The organism is Collinsella aerofaciens (assembly GCF_015556945.1).
Classification (GTDB): domain Bacteria; phylum Actinomycetota; class Coriobacteriia; order Coriobacteriales; family Coriobacteriaceae; genus Collinsella; species Collinsella aerofaciens_AO.
Genome location: NZ_JADNNH010000011.1, coordinates 1 through 19,754 on the forward strand (window position 1 = coordinate 1; position 19,754 = coordinate 19,754).

A 19,754-nucleotide genomic window follows, 5' to 3' on the forward strand; every position below is an offset into this window, starting at 1 on the left:
AAGACGGAAAGCACATTAAGTGCTTTCCTTTGCGTGCGGAACTCGCGACAAACTTAAACAGCGGGCGGCCCGTTCCGGGAATCCTACGTGCTCGTCAGGGCAACGTTCCTCAACAAAAAAGACCCGCTTCCCTGTTGGGAAGCGGGTCTTTGGAAGGACGGTTAACGTACTAGGAAATTACTCCTCGTCGTTGTCCTTGGCCTCTTCGGCGTCGTCGGTGTCCACGAGCTGGTTGAGCAGCTCGTCGAGGGAAGCCATGTCCTCGTTGATGGCACCGTTGGCGGGAGCCTTCTTGTCGTCGATCGGGGCGCCCAGGAGCTCCTCGTCGGCGTCGGCGTGATGCGTCGGCGCAGCGGAGGTGCCCAGCAGGATGTCGTCCGGACCGTCGGGGCTAAAGACCATCTGCAGCAGCTGCGAGAGATCTTCCTCGTCGGCAACGTCGTCGTTGTTCTCGAGGATGTAGAGCAGGTCGTGGGCCTCCAGGCCGTCACGGAGCTCCTCGATCGCCTTGGCACCGATGCCATCGATGCGCAGCAGATCCTCCTCGGACTTGCCGACCAGGTCGCCGACCGTCTCGATGCCGACCTCGCTGAACTTGTTGGTCCAGCGCTGCGACACGCCCAGGTCGTCGAACAGGTACAGGCGAGCCTTCTCGGCGGAGATGGTGTGGCCGTTGCGGGTGAACGAACCGTCAGCACCACCGAACTCGTCGTAGCCGGCCCAGTCGAGCTGCTGTGGGAGCTGCTCGTCCAGGTCCTTGAGCTCCACAGGAGCCCACTCGGGCAGCGACTTGGCGTTGGGCGAAGCCGGGCCGTCGATGTCCACGTAGCCGTCGGCCGTGCGATACGTCAGCTTGGCGTTGGCGTACGGCTTGAGGCCGGTACCAGCCGGGATCTTCTTACCGACGATGACGTTGGACTTAAGGTCGAGCAGGTGGTCGACCTTGCCCTCGATGGCAGCCTCGGTAAGGACGCCTGCGGTACGGATGAACGAAGCGCTCGACAGCCAGGAGTCGATGTTGGACGCGACCTTGAGCGTACCCAGGATGACGGGCTCGGCCACGGGAGCCTGACCGCCCAGACGGGCAACGCGCTCGACCTCATCGGCGAACTCGTAGCGGTCGACGTACTGACCAAGCAGGTACTTGGAGTCGCCGGGGTTGGTGATCTGAACGCGACGCAGCATCTGACGTGCGAGCACCTCGATGTGCTTGTCGTTCAGGTCGACGCCCTGGCTGGTGTAGACGTCCTTGACGCTCTCGACGAAGGTGTGCATCGTCGACTCGATGTCGGTCAGCTTGCGCAGGTTGCGGAAGTTGACGAAGCCCTTGGTGATCTGGTCGCCGGCGCGAACCTCGCAGCCGTCCTCGATCTCGGGCATAAAGCGCACCGAAGCGGGGACGCGACGCTCGTCGAGAACACGGGTGTGATCCTCGGAGTCGGTGAGCGTCAGCACGTACTCGGACTTCTCGGGCTTAATCGAGAGGTGACCGGAGTACGGAGCCAGCTCGGCCTCGCGACCCAGAATCTTCTCGTTGACGTTGCCGACGATATCGAACATACGGCTGACCGTAGGCAGACCCTGCGTAATATCGTCGACGCCAGCGACGCCGCCGGAGTGAATGGTACGCATCGTAAGCTGCGTACCGGGCTCGCCGATGGACTGGGCGGCAATAATGCCGACCGCGGTACCGATAGCGACCGGACGACGGGTGGAAAGATCCCAGCCGTAGCACTTCTGGCACACGCCGTACTTGGAGCGGCAGGTGAGCAGCGCGCGGAGCTTGACCTTCTTAAGGCCGGCATCGACCATCTTCTGGATGTCGGCGACCTTCTCGATGTAGCCGTCCTGCTCAAAGAGCACGGTGCCATCGGGAGCCACGACGTCCTCGATGAAGCAACGGCCAACGAGGTCGGTGTTGAGGTCGGTGGTGCCGGGGATGATGAGGTTGTAGGTGACGCCCTCGTGCGTACCGCAGTCCTCCTCGCGGACGATGACGTCCTGGGCCACGTCGACCAGACGACGGGTCAGGTAACCAGAGTCCGAGGTGTGGGATGCGGTATCGACCAGGCCCTTACGGGCGCCGTAGGTCGAAATGAAGTACTCGAGCGGCAGCAGGCCCTCGCGGAAGTTCGCCTTAATGGGAAGGTCGATCGTCTCGCCGGACATGTCTGCCATCAGGCCACGCATGCCGCCGAGCTGACGCAGCTGGGTCTTAGAACCACGGGCGCCGGAGTCGGCCATCATGTACAGCGGGTTCTCCTCGTCGAACATGTCGAGCATGAGCGCTGCGACCTTGTCGGTACAAGCGGTCCACTCGTTAACGACTTCGATGTGGCGCTCCGTCTCGTTGATGAAGCCCTCCTCGAAGTACTCGTTAATCTGGTCGACGTTGGCCTGGGCGCGGTCGAGCAGCTCCTGCTTCTCGGCAGGGATGAGAGCGTCCCACACCGAGATGGTGAGGCCGGCGCGGGTAGCGTAGTGGAAGCCGGAGTACTTGATGGCGTCGAGGATCGGGCCGACCTTGGCCTCGGGGTAACGATCGCAGCAGTCCGCAACCAGCTTGGCCACGTCGCCCTTGACCATCTTGTAGTTCATGAACTCATAGTCTTCGGGCAGGCACTGGCGGTTGAAGATGATACGGCCGATAGAGGTCTCGAAGCGCGCGGTCTTGTTACCGGTGACGTCGTAGTCGACGAACTCGTTCTTGCCGTTCTTGACGCGGAAGATACGGGTGCCGTCCTCGTTGATGACGTTGGCATCGGCAGCGGACACGCGAACCTGGATCTTGGCCTGCATGTCGACCTCGGAGCGGCAGTCATAGGCGTGCAGCGCGTCGTCAAAGCTCGAGAACACGTGGTTCTCGCCCGGCAGACCCTCGCGAACCTGGGTGAGGTAGTACACACCGATGATCATGTCCTGCGAAGGGATGTTGACCGGCTTGCCGGATGCCGGCGAGCGCAGGTTGTTCGCAGAGAGCATGAGCACGCGGGCCTCGGCCTGAGCCTGGCTGGACAGCGGCACGTGGACAGACATCTGGTCGCCGTCGAAGTCGGCGTTGAAGGGCGAGCAGACCAGCGGATGCAGGTGAATAGCCTTGCCCTCGACCAGCACCGGCTCAAAGGCCTGGATGGACAGACGGTGCAGGGTCGGTGCACGGTTGAGCAGCACGACGCGGCCGTCGATGACCTCTTCGAGGATGTCCCACACAAAGGTGGCACCGCGGTCGATAGCGCGCTTGGCACCCTTGATGTTCTCGACCTTGCCAAGCTCGACCAGGCGCTTCATGACGAAGGGCTTGAAGAGCTCCAGCGCCATGGTCTTGGGCAGACCGCACTGGTGCAGCAGCAGCTTGGGGTCGGTAACGATAACCGAACGGCCGGAGTAGTCGACACGCTTACCCAGCAGGTTCTGACGGAAACGACCCTGCTTGCCCTTGAGGGCCTCGGCGAGCGACTTGAGCGGGCGACCGCCACGGCCAGAGACCGGGCGACCACGACGGCCGTTGTCGAACAGGGCGTCCACGGACTCCTGGAGCATGCGCTTCTCGTTGTTCACGATGATCGCGGGGGCGTCCAGGTCGAGCAGGCGCTTGAGTCGGTTGTTACGGTTGATCACGCGACGATACAGGTCGTTGAGGTCGGACGCGGCGAAGCGGCCGCCGTCGAGCTGGACCATCGGGCGCAGATCGGGCGGAATGACCGGGATGACGTCCAGGATCATGTTCGCGGGGCTGTTGCCGCCCTTCAGGAAGGCGTCAACGACCTCAAGGCGCTTGACGGCCTTCTCGCGCTTCTGCTTCTGGGAATCCTCGTCGGCGATGATGGCCTTGAGCTTCTCGGCCTCGGAGGGAAGGTCGATGGCAGCGAGCAGGTCGCGGACGGCCTCGGCACCCATACCACCCTTGAAGTACATGGAGTAGTAACGGGTCATCTCGCGGAACAGCGGCTCATCGGAGATGAGGTCGCGCTCAGTGAGCTTCATGAAGGCGTTGAAGGCGTCCGTGCGGAGCTGCTTCTCGTCCTTGCACTCTTCCTCGATGTCGACGATGCCGGAGGCGATCTCCTCGGGGGTCAGCGGCTCCTCGTCGGAGAACTCGTCAAAGTTCTCGGGGTTGCCCTGCTCCTTGAGGGACTCGATCTGGCGGGCGCACTCGGCATCGATCTCTTCCAGATCGGCGGCGAGCTCCTCGCGCAGGTCGTCAGCGTCAGCCTCGCGAGCCTCGTAGTCGACCTCGGTGATGATGTAGCTGGCAAAGTACAGAACCTTCTCGAGGTCCTTGGACTTGATGTCGAGCATACGGCTCATCGGGAAGCTCGTGGGGCTCTTGAAGTACCAGATGTGGGACACGGGAGCGGCGAGCTCGATGTGGCCCATGCGGTCGCGACGCACCTTGGCCGAGGTGACCTCGACGCCGCAGCGCTCGCAGACGATGCCCTTAAAGCGGATGCCCTTGTACTTGCCGCAGGAGCACTCCCAGTCCTTGGCGGGACCGAAGATCTTCTCGCAGAACAGGCCGTCCTTCTCGGGCTTGAGGGTACGGTAATTGATGGTCTCCGGCTTCTTGACCTCACCGTGCGACCAGGAACGGATCTGGTCGGCGGAGGCAAGGGAGATCTTTACCGAGTCAAAATCAGTAGCTTCGAAATCTGCCACAGTCAACTACTCCTTATCAGTGGTCGTGGCGGCGACAGCCTCGGGCGCCTCGGCGGTCTCGGCATCCTCGGCCTCGACGTCGGCGTCAACGCCGGCGAGCGCAGCCAGGTCGTCGAGAGCGGAGGTCTCCTCGGCGGTCACAGGGGCGGAGGCGTCCTCGTCGGCATCGTGCATGGGCTCGATGTCCAGTGCGAGGGAGCGAATCTCCTTGACGAGAACCTTGAAGGACTCGGGGATACCCGGGACAGGAACGTTCTCGCCCTTGACGATGGACTCGTAGGTCTTGACGCGGCCCACGGTATCGTCGGACTTGACGGTCAGGATCTCCTGCAGGACGTTGGAAGCACCGTAAGCGTACAGTGCCCAAACTTCCATCTCGCCGAAGCGCTGGCCGCCGAACTGAGCCTTGCCGCCCAGAGGCTGCTGGGTAACCAGGCTGTAAGGGCCGGTCGAACGGGCGTGGATCTTGTCGTCGACCATGTGGCCGAGCTTGAGGATGTAGGACGTACCCACGGTAATGGGCTCGCGGAACTCCTCGCCGGTGCGGCCGTCGAACAGACGGGTCTTGCCGCGCTCGTCAAGCTGGGTGACGAACTCGGGGCGCATGTGATCGCCAAAGGCAGCGGTGGCCTTGTTGAGCATGTTCTTGTTGGCACGACGGATGACCTCGGCGATCTCGTCCTCCTTGGCGCCGTCGAAGACGGGCGTCGCGGTGAAGAACGGACCGGGGACGTACTTGTCGGAGTCGGCCTGCTCGGTATCCCAACCGCACGCAGCAGCCCAGCCAAGGTGGCACTCGAGCAGCTGGCCGACGTTCATACGCGAAGGAACGCCCAGCGGGTTGAGGATAACGTCGATCGGGGTACCGTCAGCCATGTAGGGCATGTCCTCGACCGGCAGAACGTTACAAATAACACCCTTGTTGCCGTGGCGGCCGGCGATCTTATCGCCCTGCTGGATCTTACGACGCTGGGCGACGTAGACGCGCACCTGCTCGTTGACGCCGGGAGCCAGGTCGTCGCCGTTCTCGCGGCTAAAGCGGACGACGTCGATGACGCGGCCATAAGCGCCGTGAGGCATCTTAAGGGAGGTGTCGCGGACGTCGTGGGCCTTGGCACCGAAGATGGCGCGCAGCAGGCGCTCCTCGGCAGTCAGAGCGCTCTCGCCCTTAGGCGTGACCTTGCCGACCAGGATGTCGCCAGGGCCGACCTCGGCGCCGATGCGGATGATGCCGTCCTCGTCGAGGTTGGCAAGCATGTCCTCGGAGAGGTTCGGGATCTCGCGGGTGATCTCCTCGGGACCGAGCTTGGTGTCGCGGGCGTCGATCTCGTGACGGGTGATGTTGATGGTCGTCAGCAGGTCCTCGGCCACCAGGCGCTCGGACACGACGATACCGTCCTCGTAGTTAAAGCCTTCCCACGGCATGTAGGCCACGGTGAGGTTCTGGCCCAGTGCGAGCTCGCCGTGATCGGTCGAAGGACCGTCGGCCAGAGGCTCGCCCTGCTCAACGGTGTCACCGACGCGCACGAGCGGACGGTGGTTGATGCAGGTGGACTGGTTGGAGCGCTGGTACTTGGCCAGGTGATACTCGTCCATGCCGCCGGCATGCTTGACGATAATCTTGGCGGCGTCGGCAAAGATGACCTCGCCGGCGTTCTTGGCCAGGGTGACCTCGCCGGAGTCCAGAGCGGCGCGACGCTCCATGCCGGTACCGACATAGGGAGCGGCGGGGTGAACCAGCGGCACGGCCTGACGCTGCATGTTAGCGCCCATCAGCGTACGCTTGGCGTCGTCGTGCTCCAGGAACGGAATCAGCGTGGCTGCGACGGAGAGCATCTGACGCGGCGAGACGTCCATGTAGTCGACGTCCTCGACGGGCACGTCGGCGGGGGCGCCGAAGGAGCCGTCGAAGTCGCGGGTACGGGCGATCACGGTGTGCGGACGGACGATCTTGCCCTCGGCATCGGTCGTGATGAACTCGTTGGTCTTGGGATCGAGCGGCGTGTTGGCCGGCGCGATGACGTGCTTCTCTTCCTCGTCAGCGGTCATCCAGTCGATCTGGTCGGTGGCAACGCCGTTCTCGACGCGGCGGAACGGGGCCTCGATGAAGCCATACTCGTTGACGCGGGCGTAGAGGGCGAGCGAGCCGATCAGGCCGATGTTGGGGCCTTCGGGGGTCTCGATCGGGCACATGCGGCTGTAGTGCGAATTGTGAACGTCGCGGACGGCCGTCGGCACGTTGGTGCGGCGGCTGGAGCCAGACTTGTGGCCGGCAAGACCGCCAGGGCCGAGTGCGGACAGACGGCGCTTGTGGGTCAGACCGGTCAGGGGGTTCGCCTGGTCCATGAACTGCGAGAGCTGCGAGGAACCGAAGAACTCCTTGATGGAGGCCACGATCGGGCGGATGTTGATGAGCGACTGCGGGGTGATCTCGTCGATGTCCTGGGAGCTCATGCGCTCACGGACGACGCGCTCCATACGGCTCATGCCGATACGGAACTGGTTGGCGACGAGCTCGCCGACGGTACGGATGCGGCGGTTGCCAAAGTGGTCGATGTCGTCGACCTTGAAGCCCTGCTCGCCGGCAGCGAGGGACAGCAGGTAGCGCAGCGTCGCGACGATATCCTCGTCGGTGAGCACCGTGACCTCTTCCTCGGTGGTGAGGTTGAGCTTCTTGTTGACCTTGTAACGACCGACGCGGGCCAGATCGTAGCGCTGCGGGTTGAAGAGCAGGCCCTCGAGCAGGCTGCGGGAAGCGTCCACGGTGGGAGGCTCTCCCGGGCGCAGGCGACGGTAGATCTCGATAAGGGCATCCTCGCGGGTGAGGGCGGTATCGCGCTCGAGGGTGCGCTTGATCACATCGGAGTTGCCGAGCAGCTCGATGATGTCGTCGTTGGTGACAGCGATGCCAAGGGCGCGCAGGAACATCGTGGCGCTCTGCTTGCGCTTACGGTCAATGGAGACCATGAGCTGGTCGCGCTTGTCGACCTCAAACTCAAGCCAGGCACCGCGGGACGGGATGATCTGGGCCTTGTAGATCTGCTTGCCCGAATCCATCTCGGAGCTGTAGTACACGCCCGGGGAGCGGACGAGCTGCGAGACGACGATACGCTCGGTACCGTTGATGATGAAGGTGCCCTGATCGGTCATCATGGGGAAGTCGCCCATAAAGACGAGCTGCTCCTTGATCTCGCCGGTCTCCTTGTTGGTGAGACGGACGTCGGTCAGAAGCGGAGCCTGATAGGTCATATCCTTCTCGCGGCACTCCTCGACGGTGTGCGCGGGGTCGCCGAACTGATGCTCGCCGAAGGTAACCTCGAGAACATGGTTCTGGCTCTGGATGGGGCTGGATTCCTTGAACGCCTCACGAAGGCCCTCGTCCTTAAAACGCTCAAAGGATTCCCTTTGAACAGAGATAAGGTTGGGGAGCTCCATGGCCTCCGGGATTTTCCCGAAGCTGACGCGCTTGCGCTCAGTGGCAGTGTATGCGTAGGTCACCAGGTTTTTCCTCCTTCACGGAAATGCTCGGTGGGTTGGCGAGGCATAGCTTCGCCAGTTATCGCAACCTAATAGTTTATCAGGTACCGACCGTTGGGCAAGAAAAGCCTTGACGCGATTGAGTTTTTGGAGTAGCAAAGTTTTTCGACAGAAAACACACAGGTAGATAGTGGTATACCGAACATCTGTTCATATATTTTCTGTGAACAGAGAGCCGGCAATCGCAGCTCTTATAAAAAACGGGCGCGAACCGAGGTCCGCGCCCGTAAATGTCGATGTCCGAAGGCTTACTTGCGCATCAAGCCGCCGCGCTCGTCGATGGCGTCCCAGAAGGCGCTTGCAAAGCGAGGATCGCTTGCAGCCATGAGAGCGTTGGTGGCCATCCAGCCAGAGGGAGTGCCGGTGTCGTAGCCCGACAGCGGGTCGATGACGACCGCGTACATGGCCTCGCGGTCGAGCGAGCGGGCCATGGCGTCGGTAAGCTGAATCTCGCCGCCCTTGCCGGCCTGCTGATCAGCGAGCAGGTCCATGACCAGCGGGCTCAGCAGATAACGGCCGACAATGTACAGGTTGGACGGAGCCGCCTCGGGAGCGGGCTTCTCGACCAGACCGCCGATGCGCCAGACAGCGCCCGGCTCTGCATCGGCAACGTCCTCGGCGCCCTCGAGCGAACCGACGCGCTCGCCGGCGATAACGCCGTAGCGGCTGACTTCCTCGGGCGAGCAAGCAGCGACGGCGATAACCGAAGCTCCACCGTGCTCCTTGGAAACGGCGAGCATCTTGTCGCAGATGTCGCGATTAGGCACAACGTAGTCGCCCAGAAGAACCAGGAAGTTCTCCCCTGCCACGGCGTCGGCAGCAGAGCGGATAGCATGGCCGAGGCCCTTGGGCTCGTACTGATAACGGAAGTCGACCGGCATACCGCCAGCGTGGGCGACGGCATCGGCATAGGCGTTCTTGCCGCGCTCGCGCAGCAGGTTCTCGAGCGAGCGATCGGGCTGGAAGTAGTTCAGTAGCTCGGGCTTACCGGGAGATGTAACGATGATGGCGTCGTCGACTTCCTCGGGGTCGAGCGCCTCCTCGACGACGTACTGAATGACGGGCTTGTCGAGCACCGGCAGCATCTCTTTGGGCGTGCACTTGGTGCCAGGCAGAAAACGCGTGCCAAGACCGGCGGCGGGGATGATTGCCTTCATGTTATTCAAAGATCCTTTCGCAGGCGCAAAAGCGCCCCATGCGTGCGGCGCACGGCCGCAGACCAAATTGCGATACCCAAGCATCTTACCGCTGGAACTATATGTCGCTACAAGGCAGAGACAATTCTTCAGCAGGTCAACGCAAATTATTGCTCGAATGGTGCAATTTTATTGCCCAACGGCAAGGCACCCGATACGACGCAAATCACAGAACATGGCAGTTTGAGCTACCGATGCCGAGGGACCGAAAAACAAAAAAGACGGGGCTCGCAATGCGAACCCCGTCTGCAAAGAAATCTGGCGAGAAAGCCTGATTACTTGAGGGTGACAGCAGCGCCAGCAGCCTCGAGCTTCTCCTTGGCAGCCTCGGCGTCCTCCTTCTTGGCACCCTCGAGAACAGCCTTGGGAGCGCCCTCGACGACCTCCTTGGCCTCCTTCAGGCCAAGGTTGGTGAGCTCACGGACGGCCTTGATGACCTGGATCTTGTTGTCGCCGAAGCCCTCGAGCACGACGTCAAACTCGGTCTTCTCCTCGGCCTCAGCAGCGCCAGCAGCGGGAGCGGCGACAACAGCGGCAGGAGCAGCGGCGGAAACGCCGAAGGTGTCCTCGATAGCCTTAACGAGCTCGGAAGCCTCGAGAAGGGTCATTTCCTTAAGAGCATCGATGATCTCATCGGTGGTAAGCTTAGCCATTTCTAAGTCCTTTCGGTTTCCGTGTCTGTGCACGGAGATCAGTTAAAACACGGCGCGAATGCGCCAGGGGTGCGGCGTTGCCGCCGCGGGTGAAAACAGCGACTAGGCTGCCTTCTGCTCGGAGACCTGCTGGATCGAACGAGCGAGACCAGAGGAAACGCCGTTGACGCAGACAGCGATGTCGCGAGCGAAACCGGAGATGAGACCGGCGATCTGGCCGAGAAGCTGATCCTTGGTGGGCAGCTCGGCGATAGCCTTAACATCATCAGCGGAAACGGCCTTGCCGTCGGAGATACCGCCCTTGATCTCAAGGACGCCCTTGGACTTAGCGGAGAAGTCCTTAAGGGCCTTAGCGGCCTCGACCGGCTCGGACTCGTAGAACACATAAGCGACGGGGCCGGCGAGAATCTCGTCGAGCTCGGGCTGCTCCTGGTTCTTGAGGGCGATCTTGACCAGGTTGTTCTTGTAGACCTTCATCTCGGCGCCGCACTCGCGAAGCTGATGACGCAGCTCCTGAGCCTGCTTAACCGTCAGACCGTTGTAGTTGACGACGAACAGACCGGCGTTCTCGGCGATACGGGACTCGATCTCTGCAACCTTGTCGATTTTGTACTGCTGGGGCATGAATTACACCTCCTCGAATTCTTTCCGGGCACGGTCCGCCACAAGGACGTGACGGGGGCATGTCCAAAAAGAAAGCCCCCGCGCTGCATGAGCGACGGGGGCGAGAAGACATATCTACTCGACCACCTCGGCTGGCGGGATATCCCATTAAGCTCGCGGGCAATGCCCGTTTGCGCCGGCTGTCTCTGGCAGCGGATTCGTGCGTGAACCGAAAGTATTATGGCGGGGACCCCGGCGTCGGTCAACGGGCGCGAGGATTCGTACACAAACCCTGCATACGCTCCGGTCCGAGGGGCCGGGTTGAGATTTTCGCTCGGTCAAGTCCTGGCTCGCACGAAGGCCACATTAAGTGGCCTTCGGCTCGTGCGGAATCTACGAAAATCTCAACCCGGCCCCTCGGACCGGAGCAGCGGTAACTTTGCTGCAAATCCTCGTGTCCGTTGAGCGACGCGCCCCACGCATAACCCTTGTGTCGGTAGGCTGATGTGTTGCGTCCCTGATGGCTATAGGGTTGAGACGAATGTGAATAGGCGGCGGAGACCTTCGTCCAAATCTTGGTCGGAGACGCAGTAGCTTAGGCGGATGTGGCCTTCGGTGCCGAAGCAGTCGCCCGGGACTAGGGCTACGTTTGCTTCTTTGATGGCTTTGATACAGAAGGCTTCGCTGGTTAGGCCGTACTGTTTGATGCTGGGGAAGGCGTAGAAGGCTCCCGCCGGTTCAACTACGTCGAGGCCCATGGCGTTTAAGGCTGCGAGCACGCGTTCGCGGCGGGCTCGGTAGACTTCGAGCATGGGGGTGGGGTCGACGGTCAGGGCTCGCGCTGCGGCGTCCATTTCGAAGGAGACGGCACTCGATACTAAGTATTGGTGAGCCTTGGCGATCTCGGCGATGACGGGTGCCGCTGCCGCGAGCCAGCCCAGGCGCCAGCCGGTCATGGACCAGGGCTTGGAGAAGCTCTCGATGATGACCGTCTGTTCACGCAGCTCCGGGTGACGCTGGGCAAAGCGCTCGTAGCCATCCACATAAACCAGGCGGTTGTATACGTCGTCGCAGACCACGTAGATGCCCGCCTGCTCTGCCACGCGCGCCACGGCGTCGAGCGAAGCCGCGTTGAGGATGCAACCCGTAGGATTGTTGGGCGTGCAGATGACGATGGCCTTGGTCGCCGGCGTCACGCAAGCACGAAGTGCGTCCTCGTCAATCTGGAATTGCGCAGGCTCCGTATCCAAAAAGACCGCCTTGGCGTGGTTGGCCACGACGATGCTCTCGTACAGGCCAAAGGCCGGCGTGGGGATAATGACCTCGTCGCCGGGGTTGAGCATAGCCATGAATGCTGCCGACAGGGCCTCGGTCGCACCGTCGGTTAGGATGACCTCGTCGGCCGAAAACGTAAGGCCCGCATCCCCCATGTAGGCAGATAACGCCTCACGCAGGGCGGGGCGACCGTTGTTGGGCGGATAGTGCGTGTCACCGCGGTCCAGTGCGGCGGTCACCTCGGCGCTAATCACATCGGGCGTGGGAAAATCGGGCTCGCCAAGCGCAAGCGCGATGCACCCCGGGTGCTGGGCGGCGAGCGCATTGATCCGACGGATGCCGGAGGGCTTGAGCGTGGCAAGCGAGGTATTCATGGGCAGTCGCATGGCGTTCCTTTCGTAAGGGTTGCACTAGGATAGCGCGGCGGGGCGCCGCCGGACGGTGTAACCTAAACGGAAACCAACCGGAAAGGAGGCAGCATGGAGCCGACCGCGCGCAGCGATGTACCAAAAACGCTGCAAACCATTGCGTATATCAGCATTCCCAATAGTGCCGATCTTGAGTTTTTGCTCTGGGACCTGCAGGATGCCATCGCCGCCTATGCACAGCTTTCCGGCACCGCACTCCCCCGCCCGGTCGACTTGAAGGCAAATGACGCCGGCAGCGTTGCCGATGGCATCGTGCTGGCCATTGAAGATGTGGCTGACGATGAGACGTTGACAGCTATCGAGCAGGCGCTTGAGCGCTTTGGCGGTACGGGAACGCGCGTCTATGCCGCAATTCGAGCCGCACGAGAGGGCACTGAGCAGGCGCGTGGGACCGCCGTTCGCCTGCACAAGGCATGTGAGCGCCATGACCAATTGTGGTGTGGAGGCGTTGTCATCTGTGCCGGCAGCGGCTTCGCGGCGCTTCGTCATTCTCCGCGCATGGGACTTTTGCGCCGACCGTTTTCGGAAGCGATAGATAAGCTTGTGGGCGCTGTGCGCATGGGCTGCTCCGTCGAGCATGCACAGCGACTTGGCGGCGGCAATGCCGCCAACGTCGACACCGACGGCATGGTTTGCGCCGAGCCAGCCGTGCCCGCGCCGATCTGGCGAGGCGTTCTGAAACGTCTGGGCGCCCACGCTCAAACAAAAATCTAAATTAAATAACAGCCCAGTCAACGGCTTCGTGCCAACGCTCAACAAGACGCTCCAGGCGCCAGGCGGCATTGGCGGGACTTGTCGAGGGCAGGACGATGGCAGGCAGCCCCGTCCGATCTTGCAAGTAGCGTTTGTAGAGTCGCCCTGCCGTGCCGCCGTTACAGACAACGACCTCAATCGGCGCGGCATCGGTAATGCGCTCGATATGTGCCGGCACAACGTTGCGAATGCTCGCGTCGCTCGAGCCCTTAATGTCACAACTCTCGATCACATCCCACAGGGCTACGCCGCCGTTAAGCAGCATGACCCGCTTGACGGCAATGGAGGCATCGAGCGTCGCGGGCTCACCGCTTGCCAAAGAATCGCCCTCGTTGGGCGGAACAGGCACACCGAGGCACGCGGCCACCACACGCCAAAAGCGATTCTGAGGGTTGCCGTAATAAAAGGCATTGGCGCGCGAAAGCACCGAGGGAAACGACCCGAGCACCAAAACGCGCGAGTGCTGGTCGAACACGGGCTCAAACCCATGCTCAATATGTTGGTAGCCCTTGTCAGATGCGGCCATGGGCTAGGCTCTCAACAGATAGCGCACCTCGTAGGGTGCAAGTTCAAGGGTGCCCGTCAGCTCGACCGTGGGCGCATCGTCGGCAAGCAGGTCGACGAAGGACCCGTTGAGCTCGCCGGCGCCAAAGGTGTAAGGCTCGCCCACGGCGTTCACCGCCACGAGCACCGTCGCGTCGTCACAGGCGCGCTCGAACAGCAGCTGCTTGTTCTGGATCACCACGTTGCGATAGGCACCGTAGTTGAGAGCACGGGCCGCCGCGTCATCGGCCGAGCGAAGGTGTGCGAGTTGCGTGATGAACGCCGTCAGCTCATTGGGCGCAGGCTCATCGAGCGCAGGGCGCAGCGCCCAGTCGCCATCGGGGCCGCCCTTTTCGCCAGCAATTCCCCACTCGCTGCCATAGTAGACGCACGGGATGCCCGGCATGCCAAAGAGCATGCCGTAGGCGGGACGCAGACAGGACTTGTCGGTGAGGATGCTTGCCAGGCGCGGCACATCGTGGTTGTCGACAAACGACAGCAGATGTTTGCCGCGGTAGATGCACCAGGGGTCGCCGCCAAACTGACGGTGCAGCGAATGGGCGATCTCGAACATGTTGACCGAGTTAAAGCTGGAGTACAGGCCCTTGTAGCACTCGTAGTTGGTGCAGGAGTCGAGCATCTCGTCGTTGACGATCTGGTTGTAGTCGCCGTGAAGCGTCTCGCCGATGAGCACAAAGCCGGGCTTGAGCTCACGGGTAAAGGAGTGTAGGCGGCGCATAAAGTCGCGGTCAAGCATATAGGCAACGTCCAGGCGCAGGCCGTCGACGCCAAAGACGTCGGCCCAACGGCGCACGGACTCGAGCAGGTAATCGACCACAGCGGGATTTTGCAGGTTGAGCTTCACAAGCTCAAAATGGCCTTCCCAGCCCTCGTACCAAAAGCCGTCGCCATAGCAAGAATCGCCGTCAAAGCTGATGTGGAACCAGTCCTTGTAGGGCGAGTCCCACTTGCGCTCCTGCACATCGCGGAAGGCCCAAAAGCCGCGACCGACGTGGTTGAAGACGGCATCGAGCACCACGCGGATGCCATGGGCGTGCAGCGTCTCGCACACGGCGGCAAAGTCGGCATCCCCACCCAGGCGGCGGTCGATATGGCGCAGACTGCGCGTGTCGTAGCCATGGCTATCGGACTCAAGCGGCGGGTTGATGAGCACGGCGCCAACGCCGAGTTCCTGCAGGTAGTCGGCCCACTGGGCGATCTTCATGATGGGCGCATCGGGGTTAGGAGCAACGTTGGCGGCCTGGGTAAGCTCATCCTCGGCAACGGGCGCGGCGTTTTCGCGCGGAGCTCCGCAGAAGCCCAGCGGATAGATCTGATAGAACGTCGTCTCGTATGCCCACATAGCAACCTCCCGGTAAGCTCAACACAACGACATCCATTGTATGCCCGGCTTGTATCCTCTTCCCCAAAATAAGTTGCGGTGGAATAGTTCCTGCTTGGGCCTTCAGAGGCCTTAAACAGGAACTATTCCACCGCAACTGATGAGGGAACGTGATTAGGCGATAGGCTTTGCGCGACGGATGGCTGGGAACATCACCGTGATGGCGAGGATAACGCCCACGACCGCAATTGACCCGCCCGCGAAGCCGATCCAGGCGATACCGGGGCCCGAAACCACGGCTCCGCCGATCGCGGTACCTGTGCCAATACCCAGATTAAACAGGCCCGAGAAGATCGACATGGCGACGGCCGACGAGTCCGCCGGCGTGTACTTGATGAGCTCGGCCTGAAACGCCACGTTAAAGGCTGTGGCGCAGCAGCCCCACAGCGCGCAGACGGCAAGCACTGCCACGAGCGACGATGTGGCCGGACCCATGAGCAGCAGGGCCGCCGGCACGCCGGAGAGCGTAATAGCCAAGAACGGGAACCGGTGCCCATCGAACAGGCGGCCGAACAGCCAGCTGCCCACCAGACCAGAGCAGCCAAACGCCGTCAGCGTCATGGTGATGGCGCCCGCGTCGACGTGCGCGACCTGCGCCAGAAAGGGCTCGATATAGCTGTAGCTTGCGTAATAGCCGGTCGCCATAAAGACCGTGACTGCGTAGAGCGCGATCAGGAACGGGTTCTTGAGCAGCTCGGGCAGTTGTTTGACGGTAAAGCGCTCGCTCGCCGGCATGGCCGGGAACACCGCGGCCTGGTACACCACCGCGGCGGCGGAGAAGGCCCCGACCACGGCGAATGTCATGCGCCAGCCCACAGCCAGCCCGATGGCGCGGCCGATCGGCAGGCCAAAGATCTGCGCGATGGACGAGCCCGTGGCGATCATGCTGATGGCGAGCGCCCCGTGGCGGGTGTCGACCAGGCGCGAGGCCATAATCGAGGCGACTGACCAGAACACGGCATGCGCGCAGGCGACCACCAGGCGTGCGCAAACCAGGATAGGATATGTCGGTGCCACAGCGGACAGGAACTGACCCAGAGAAAACACGGCGAGCACGCCGAGCAGCATACGCTTGAACTCAAAGCGCGAGGCAAACACCATAAGCGGCAGTGACAGCAGCATGACGCCCCAGGCGTAGACCGAGATCATGATGCCTGCCTGGGCCTCGGTGAGCGAGAACGATGCGGCGATATCAGTCAGAAGGCCGATGGGCATAAACTCCGACGTATTGAACACGAACGCGCAACAGGCGAGCCCGATAAGCGGGAGCCACTGCCTGAGTGCGATACCACCTTGCTTTGTTTGAGCCATATAGGAAAACCTCTCCGATTATCTTGAGCGGTGGGCGATTATAGCAATGAGAAGTCTATAAAATGAGCAACAAAAGAATTCTTGGAAAACGATCGTTAACAGACGGCGCGCCAATTCTGCTTAGAAAGCAAGGTACGCAGGAACTCAATGTCGAAAACGCGGCTTTATCTTCGGGCTATCGCGCCTGCTCGGATACGCACAAGGACACCCCCATGAGCACGTCAATTTCGAGCCAACTCGCAACCGCACAATGAACTAGCAAAAGCAGCATATAAGCAAACGCCCCATAATAAAGTCCCTCATGCACAAGCGCCGTCACTGAAAGTGCCGACGGCAGCGCCGCACTCGAAACTACCCATCCAACAAGAACCTGGATAGCGCAACTTGCAACCAGGTTCCATGCCACCAGCAGCGCTGCGGGACGCGCGATTTCTCTCCAGGAGGAACGAAGCACCGTGACCGAACGCATGATGTAGCGTGGTGCAAACCGAATGCCTCGTAGTCCCCTCTGCTCCACGCCCGCATCTTCAATTAACACGAATACGAACGACGCGGAAAGAAGCGTCACGATTACTGCCACCACAAGAGAGCACAACACCCCGAGCTGACTGCTCGCAAGCGAGGCAAAGACTACAATTGCCGATAAAATCAAATGAACCAAATAAATTAGCAGCGCCCCAGAAATCTGGAGGGGAACCGTCGAGGCCAAGAGATAAACCGGAGGGGTTCGAGCAGGTTGCACCGTCTCTTTGGACCGGTCGACGGCAAATAATGAAAAAGCCACATTCGATAGAAGCAGGTTTAAAAAGGCCGCGACCACAGTGCAAATAAGCGTAATGGACGGATTGATATAGGCGAGCTCAGTTGCAACGTTTGATACACCAATTTGAAGCGCGCTCATAACAAACAAGGGGATATATAACGCCATCGTGCAGCCACTCCGGCATTCCTTCGCCCGATCGCCCGATTCCAGAAAGACATTGAAGTTCTCTCGCAAGTTCACTCTATACCCGTTTTCTTACTAGGCAGGGCGAACGGGCGCCAATATAAACGCCGGTCCGCCCATCCATAATTTCTAGTTTTAACGTCCAGACTAGTCTGTCCAGCCGTCGATGAAGTCGCGGTTAAGCTCAAAGTACTGCGCGGCGATATCTTTCGCCAAGGAGTACGAATTAACGAGCGGGTGCATCGCGAGGCTCTCGACAATGTCGCGCTTCGATCGGTTAACGATGCCACGCGCCACGGTGCGCTCGTAGTACTTGACGCGACGAATCAATTCGAGGTTTCCCGCGGGCACAGAATCGGCTTCGACGCGATGCGGTACACAGCCATCGGTGGAGATATCGCACGTTGACTCAATGACGTCTGTATCGAGAAGGCCAGGGATGGCGCCATTGTTGGGGGTGCACAGGATCATCTGCTGTGTCTTGCCAGAGCGAGCAATATCCATGAAACGGAGCGCGACACCTGCGTATCCGCCAGCATCTTTGCCGTACACGTCAAACGTCCACGGCTTGTCGCGGTGAATACCCGTCTCGGCCGCCATGTAGTTGTTTTCACGCATTCCGTACCACTTCTCAAAGCACGCGAGGCCCTTTTCGAAGTCGTTCTCAATATCGATAGATGCAAGCTCGCTCGTCATTTCTCGATTAATTTCTTCGATTAGTTCGCCGCGTGTCTGGGGCGAAGAGAGAACGTTGGCAACGGCGCGCTCGCGATAGTAGAAATAGTATAGGTACTCATTTGGCACGCATCCGCGATTTAGAACGAGGTCCTTCTCGAAGAACCTAAGATCTGTATGAGCATATGCCCCGTCGTCGTGGATCAAGTCGGGCATGATGTCCTCGCCGTCAACCGTCACATTGCGGAAGAACGAGAGGTGGTTGAGTCCATAGCACTCGCCCTGAACCGATGCGGGATCAACGCCTTTATACTCGGCAAACTGATGCAACATGCCCGAGGGGGCATCGCAAATGCCATAAGTAAAATCATAGCCCATATCGCGTAGGGCCTGAGATACGACGCCAGCGGGATTAGTAAAGTTAAACACCTTGACGCCCGGCTTTGCGTACTTCTTGATTAACTCGCAATACGAAGCAAGCGCAGGGACGGAGCGCATGGCAAAAGACACGCCGGCTGCGCCAGTCGTCTCTTGGCCAAGAACCCCATGCGAAAGAGCAATGCGCTCATCGCGAACGCGCATATGGTCCCCACCGACGCGAATCGTCGTGATCACATAATCGGCGTCCTTAACAGCCTCGACTGCATCGCCCGTCAGTGAAAAATTAAGCGTGGGGCAAAGCATGCTCGAGACATGGGCGGCAAGGCCACCGTAGATGCGCAGCTTCTCGGGATCATTGTCCATAAACACAAGTTCGTCGATCCCAAGCGATGACGCCTGCTGGGCTATGCTCTTTGCCAAAAACATGGAGCGGACGCCACCGCCACCTATGACCGTAAGTTTCATATCGAAACCCCCAATAGCACATTCAATATTGCATGGTTCGCCTGTGTTTGGATATTGTATCCAGCATGGAGGGTCGCTTCCCGCCCCGACTGCAAGGCGGGAAAGGAATTCCCCAAGGAGTTATTATTTACGCAACGGAAGCGGCCACACACGTCCGGCGGGAAGGGAGCACCGATGGTTGATAAAAAGCAGATTTCCAAGCTCTACTCAGCCGCAAAGCTATCCGAAACCGAGCAAAGCGTACTCGAATACCTGCTCAACAATATCGACACCCTCGATGATATTGGCATAAAACCCGTCGCCATGGCATGCTTTACCAGCATGACGACAGTCATCAGGCTTTCTAAAAAGCTCGGCTACCGTGGCTACCGCGAAATGATGTACGATCTCAAGCACCTTCAGCATGTCTCCCGCGAAATGAATCAATCACTCAAAGACAGTAGCGTCCACTTCGTATGCCACACCGGAGATGTAGACGTATTCATCGCCGCACTGCATCGCAACAGAATGATCGGAGTAAACGGAGAGGGCTTCTCACGCATCGTTGCGCAGTACATGGCGACCAAGCTCGTTGGACTTGGCTTTTTGGCCGTCATACAGGACTTCCTAGAAACCGATCAGTTTGTCGAATCCAACCGAAATACGCTCAGCTGCATGATGCTCATATCCAAATCGGGCCAGACAGAAGCCATCCTGGAAACCGCAAGGGCATGCCACGACGCGGGCATTACGACTCTCGCGTTTACCGGCAACGAAGACAGTGAACTCGCCAAGACGGCAGACGCGATCTTTACGATACATGACGATCACCCAATGGATCTTAAGAACGTTAAGCCTAACTGCTTTACCGGAAGTTGTATTCTCGCATTCGAAGAACTATTGAGTATCTGCCTTGACAATCTAAAACAAGAAGGCTTGGCCCCCTAAATC

At 60.3% G+C, this 19,754-nt stretch carries 13 protein-coding genes; 2 read left to right on the plus strand and 11 right to left on the minus strand.

All coding sequences use genetic code 11. From position 1 onward, the window contains the following. Positions 1 to 177: 177 nt before the first annotated feature. The 6 genes from I2F59_RS04475 to I2F59_RS04500 all read right to left on the minus strand — a co-directional run bounded on the left by I2F59_RS04475 (position 178) and on the right by I2F59_RS04500 (position 12,306). Positions 178 to 4,656, minus strand: coding sequence for a DNA-directed RNA polymerase subunit beta' (locus tag I2F59_RS04475; RefSeq protein WP_195503394.1), 4,479 nt, complete (start codon positions 4,654 to 4,656; stop codon positions 178 to 180). A gap of 6 nt (positions 4,657 to 4,662) precedes the next feature. Continuing rightward, positions 4,663 to 8,154 (minus strand): DNA-directed RNA polymerase subunit beta, encoded by a 3,492-nt coding sequence (rpoB, locus tag I2F59_RS04480; RefSeq protein WP_199408987.1) that lies wholly within the window; start codon positions 8,152 to 8,154, stop codon positions 4,663 to 4,665. Between the two features lie 287 nt (positions 8,155 to 8,441). Continuing rightward, positions 8,442 to 9,350 carry a UTP--glucose-1-phosphate uridylyltransferase gene (locus I2F59_RS04485; RefSeq protein ID WP_117745808.1) on the minus strand — a complete coding sequence of 303 codons (909 nt, stop codon included), beginning with the start codon at positions 9,348 to 9,350 and terminating at the stop codon, positions 8,442 to 8,444. Positions 9,351 to 9,664: 314 nt separating this feature from the next. After that, positions 9,665 to 10,042, minus strand: coding sequence for a 50S ribosomal protein L7/L12 (rplL, locus tag I2F59_RS04490; RefSeq protein ID WP_006235005.1), 378 nt, complete (start codon positions 10,040 to 10,042; stop codon positions 9,665 to 9,667). 102 nt (positions 10,043 to 10,144) lie between these two features. Next, positions 10,145 to 10,666 carry a 50S ribosomal protein L10 gene (gene rplJ / locus I2F59_RS04495; protein ID WP_006235004.1) on the minus strand — a complete coding sequence of 174 codons (522 nt, stop codon included), beginning with the start codon at positions 10,664 to 10,666 and terminating at the stop codon, positions 10,145 to 10,147. 503 nt (positions 10,667 to 11,169) lie between these two features. Beyond that, positions 11,170 to 12,306 (minus strand): pyridoxal phosphate-dependent aminotransferase, encoded by a 1,137-nt coding sequence (locus tag I2F59_RS04500; RefSeq protein ID WP_195503395.1) that lies wholly within the window; start codon positions 12,304 to 12,306, stop codon positions 11,170 to 11,172. Positions 12,307 to 12,399: 93 nt separating this feature from the next. On the opposite strand from I2F59_RS04500, the gene I2F59_RS04505 reads away from it, so the two are divergent. Continuing rightward, the gene (locus I2F59_RS04505; RefSeq protein ID WP_195503396.1) at positions 12,400 to 13,062 is read left to right on the plus strand and encodes a hypothetical protein; all 663 of its coding nucleotides are present in this window, start codon (positions 12,400 to 12,402) and stop codon (positions 13,060 to 13,062) included. Between the two features lies 1 nt (position 13,063). On the opposite strand, the gene I2F59_RS04510 is transcribed toward I2F59_RS04505, so the two are convergent. The 5 genes from I2F59_RS04510 to I2F59_RS04530 form a co-directional block, all read right to left on the minus strand. Next, positions 13,064 to 13,627: a uracil-DNA glycosylase family protein gene (locus tag I2F59_RS04510; protein WP_195503397.1), complete on the minus strand. Its 564-nt coding sequence runs from the start codon at positions 13,625 to 13,627 to the stop codon at positions 13,064 to 13,066. A 3-nt stretch (positions 13,628 to 13,630) separates the two neighbouring features. Beyond that, complete coding sequence (locus I2F59_RS04515) at positions 13,631 to 15,007, minus strand: alpha-amylase family glycosyl hydrolase (protein ID WP_195503398.1); 1,377 nt, start codon at positions 15,005 to 15,007, stop codon at positions 13,631 to 13,633. Between the two features lie 153 nt (positions 15,008 to 15,160). After that, the gene (locus I2F59_RS04520) at positions 15,161 to 16,357 is read right to left on the minus strand and encodes an MFS transporter (RefSeq protein ID WP_195503399.1); all 1,197 of its coding nucleotides are present in this window, start codon (positions 16,355 to 16,357) and stop codon (positions 15,161 to 15,163) included. A 175-nt stretch (positions 16,358 to 16,532) separates the two neighbouring features. Then, a complete protein-coding gene (locus I2F59_RS04525) occupies positions 16,533 to 17,354 on the minus strand; it encodes a hypothetical protein (RefSeq protein ID WP_195503400.1) in 822 nt (273 codons plus the stop codon). Positions 17,355 to 17,450: 96 nt separating this feature from the next. Continuing rightward, on the minus strand, positions 17,451 to 18,824 hold the full coding sequence (locus tag I2F59_RS04530) for a family 4 glycosyl hydrolase (RefSeq protein WP_195503401.1): 1,374 nt from the start codon (positions 18,822 to 18,824) through the stop codon (positions 17,451 to 17,453). 174 nt (positions 18,825 to 18,998) lie between these two features. On the opposite strand from I2F59_RS04530, the gene I2F59_RS04535 reads away from it, so the two are divergent. Continuing rightward, the gene (locus I2F59_RS04535) at positions 18,999 to 19,751 is read left to right on the plus strand and encodes a MurR/RpiR family transcriptional regulator (RefSeq protein ID WP_158550125.1); all 753 of its coding nucleotides are present in this window, start codon (positions 18,999 to 19,001) and stop codon (positions 19,749 to 19,751) included. Positions 19,752 to 19,754 lie beyond the last annotated feature (3 nt).

What these genes read in the sequence shown, in the direction of transcription:
- I2F59_RS04485 (WP_117745808.1), bottom strand. Translation starts at nt 9,350, where the DNA reads ATGAAGGCAATCATCCCCGCCGCCGGTCTTGGCACGCGTTTTCTGCCT.
- rplL (WP_006235005.1), bottom strand. Translation starts at nt 10,042, where the DNA reads ATGGCTAAGCTTACCACCGATGAGATCATCGATGCTCTTAAGGAAATG.
- rplJ (WP_006235004.1), bottom strand. Translation starts at nt 10,666, where the DNA reads ATGCCCCAGCAGTACAAAATCGACAAGGTTGCAGAGATCGAGTCCCGT.
- I2F59_RS04500 (WP_195503395.1), bottom strand. Translation starts at nt 12,306, where the DNA reads ATGCGACTGCCCATGAATACCTCGCTTGCCACGCTCAAGCCCTCCGGC.
- I2F59_RS04505 (WP_195503396.1), top strand. Translation starts at nt 12,400, where the DNA reads ATGGAGCCGACCGCGCGCAGCGATGTACCAAAAACGCTGCAAACCATT.
- I2F59_RS04510 (WP_195503397.1), bottom strand. Translation starts at nt 13,627, where the DNA reads ATGGCCGCATCTGACAAGGGCTACCAACATATTGAGCATGGGTTTGAG.
- I2F59_RS04515 (WP_195503398.1), bottom strand. Translation starts at nt 15,007, where the DNA reads ATGTGGGCATACGAGACGACGTTCTATCAGATCTATCCGCTGGGCTTC.
- I2F59_RS04520 (WP_195503399.1), bottom strand. Translation starts at nt 16,357, where the DNA reads ATGGCTCAAACAAAGCAAGGTGGTATCGCACTCAGGCAGTGGCTCCCG.
- I2F59_RS04530 (WP_195503401.1), bottom strand. Translation starts at nt 18,824, where the DNA reads ATGAAACTTACGGTCATAGGTGGCGGTGGCGTCCGCTCCATGTTTTTG.
- I2F59_RS04535 (WP_158550125.1), top strand. Translation starts at nt 18,999, where the DNA reads ATGGTTGATAAAAAGCAGATTTCCAAGCTCTACTCAGCCGCAAAGCTA.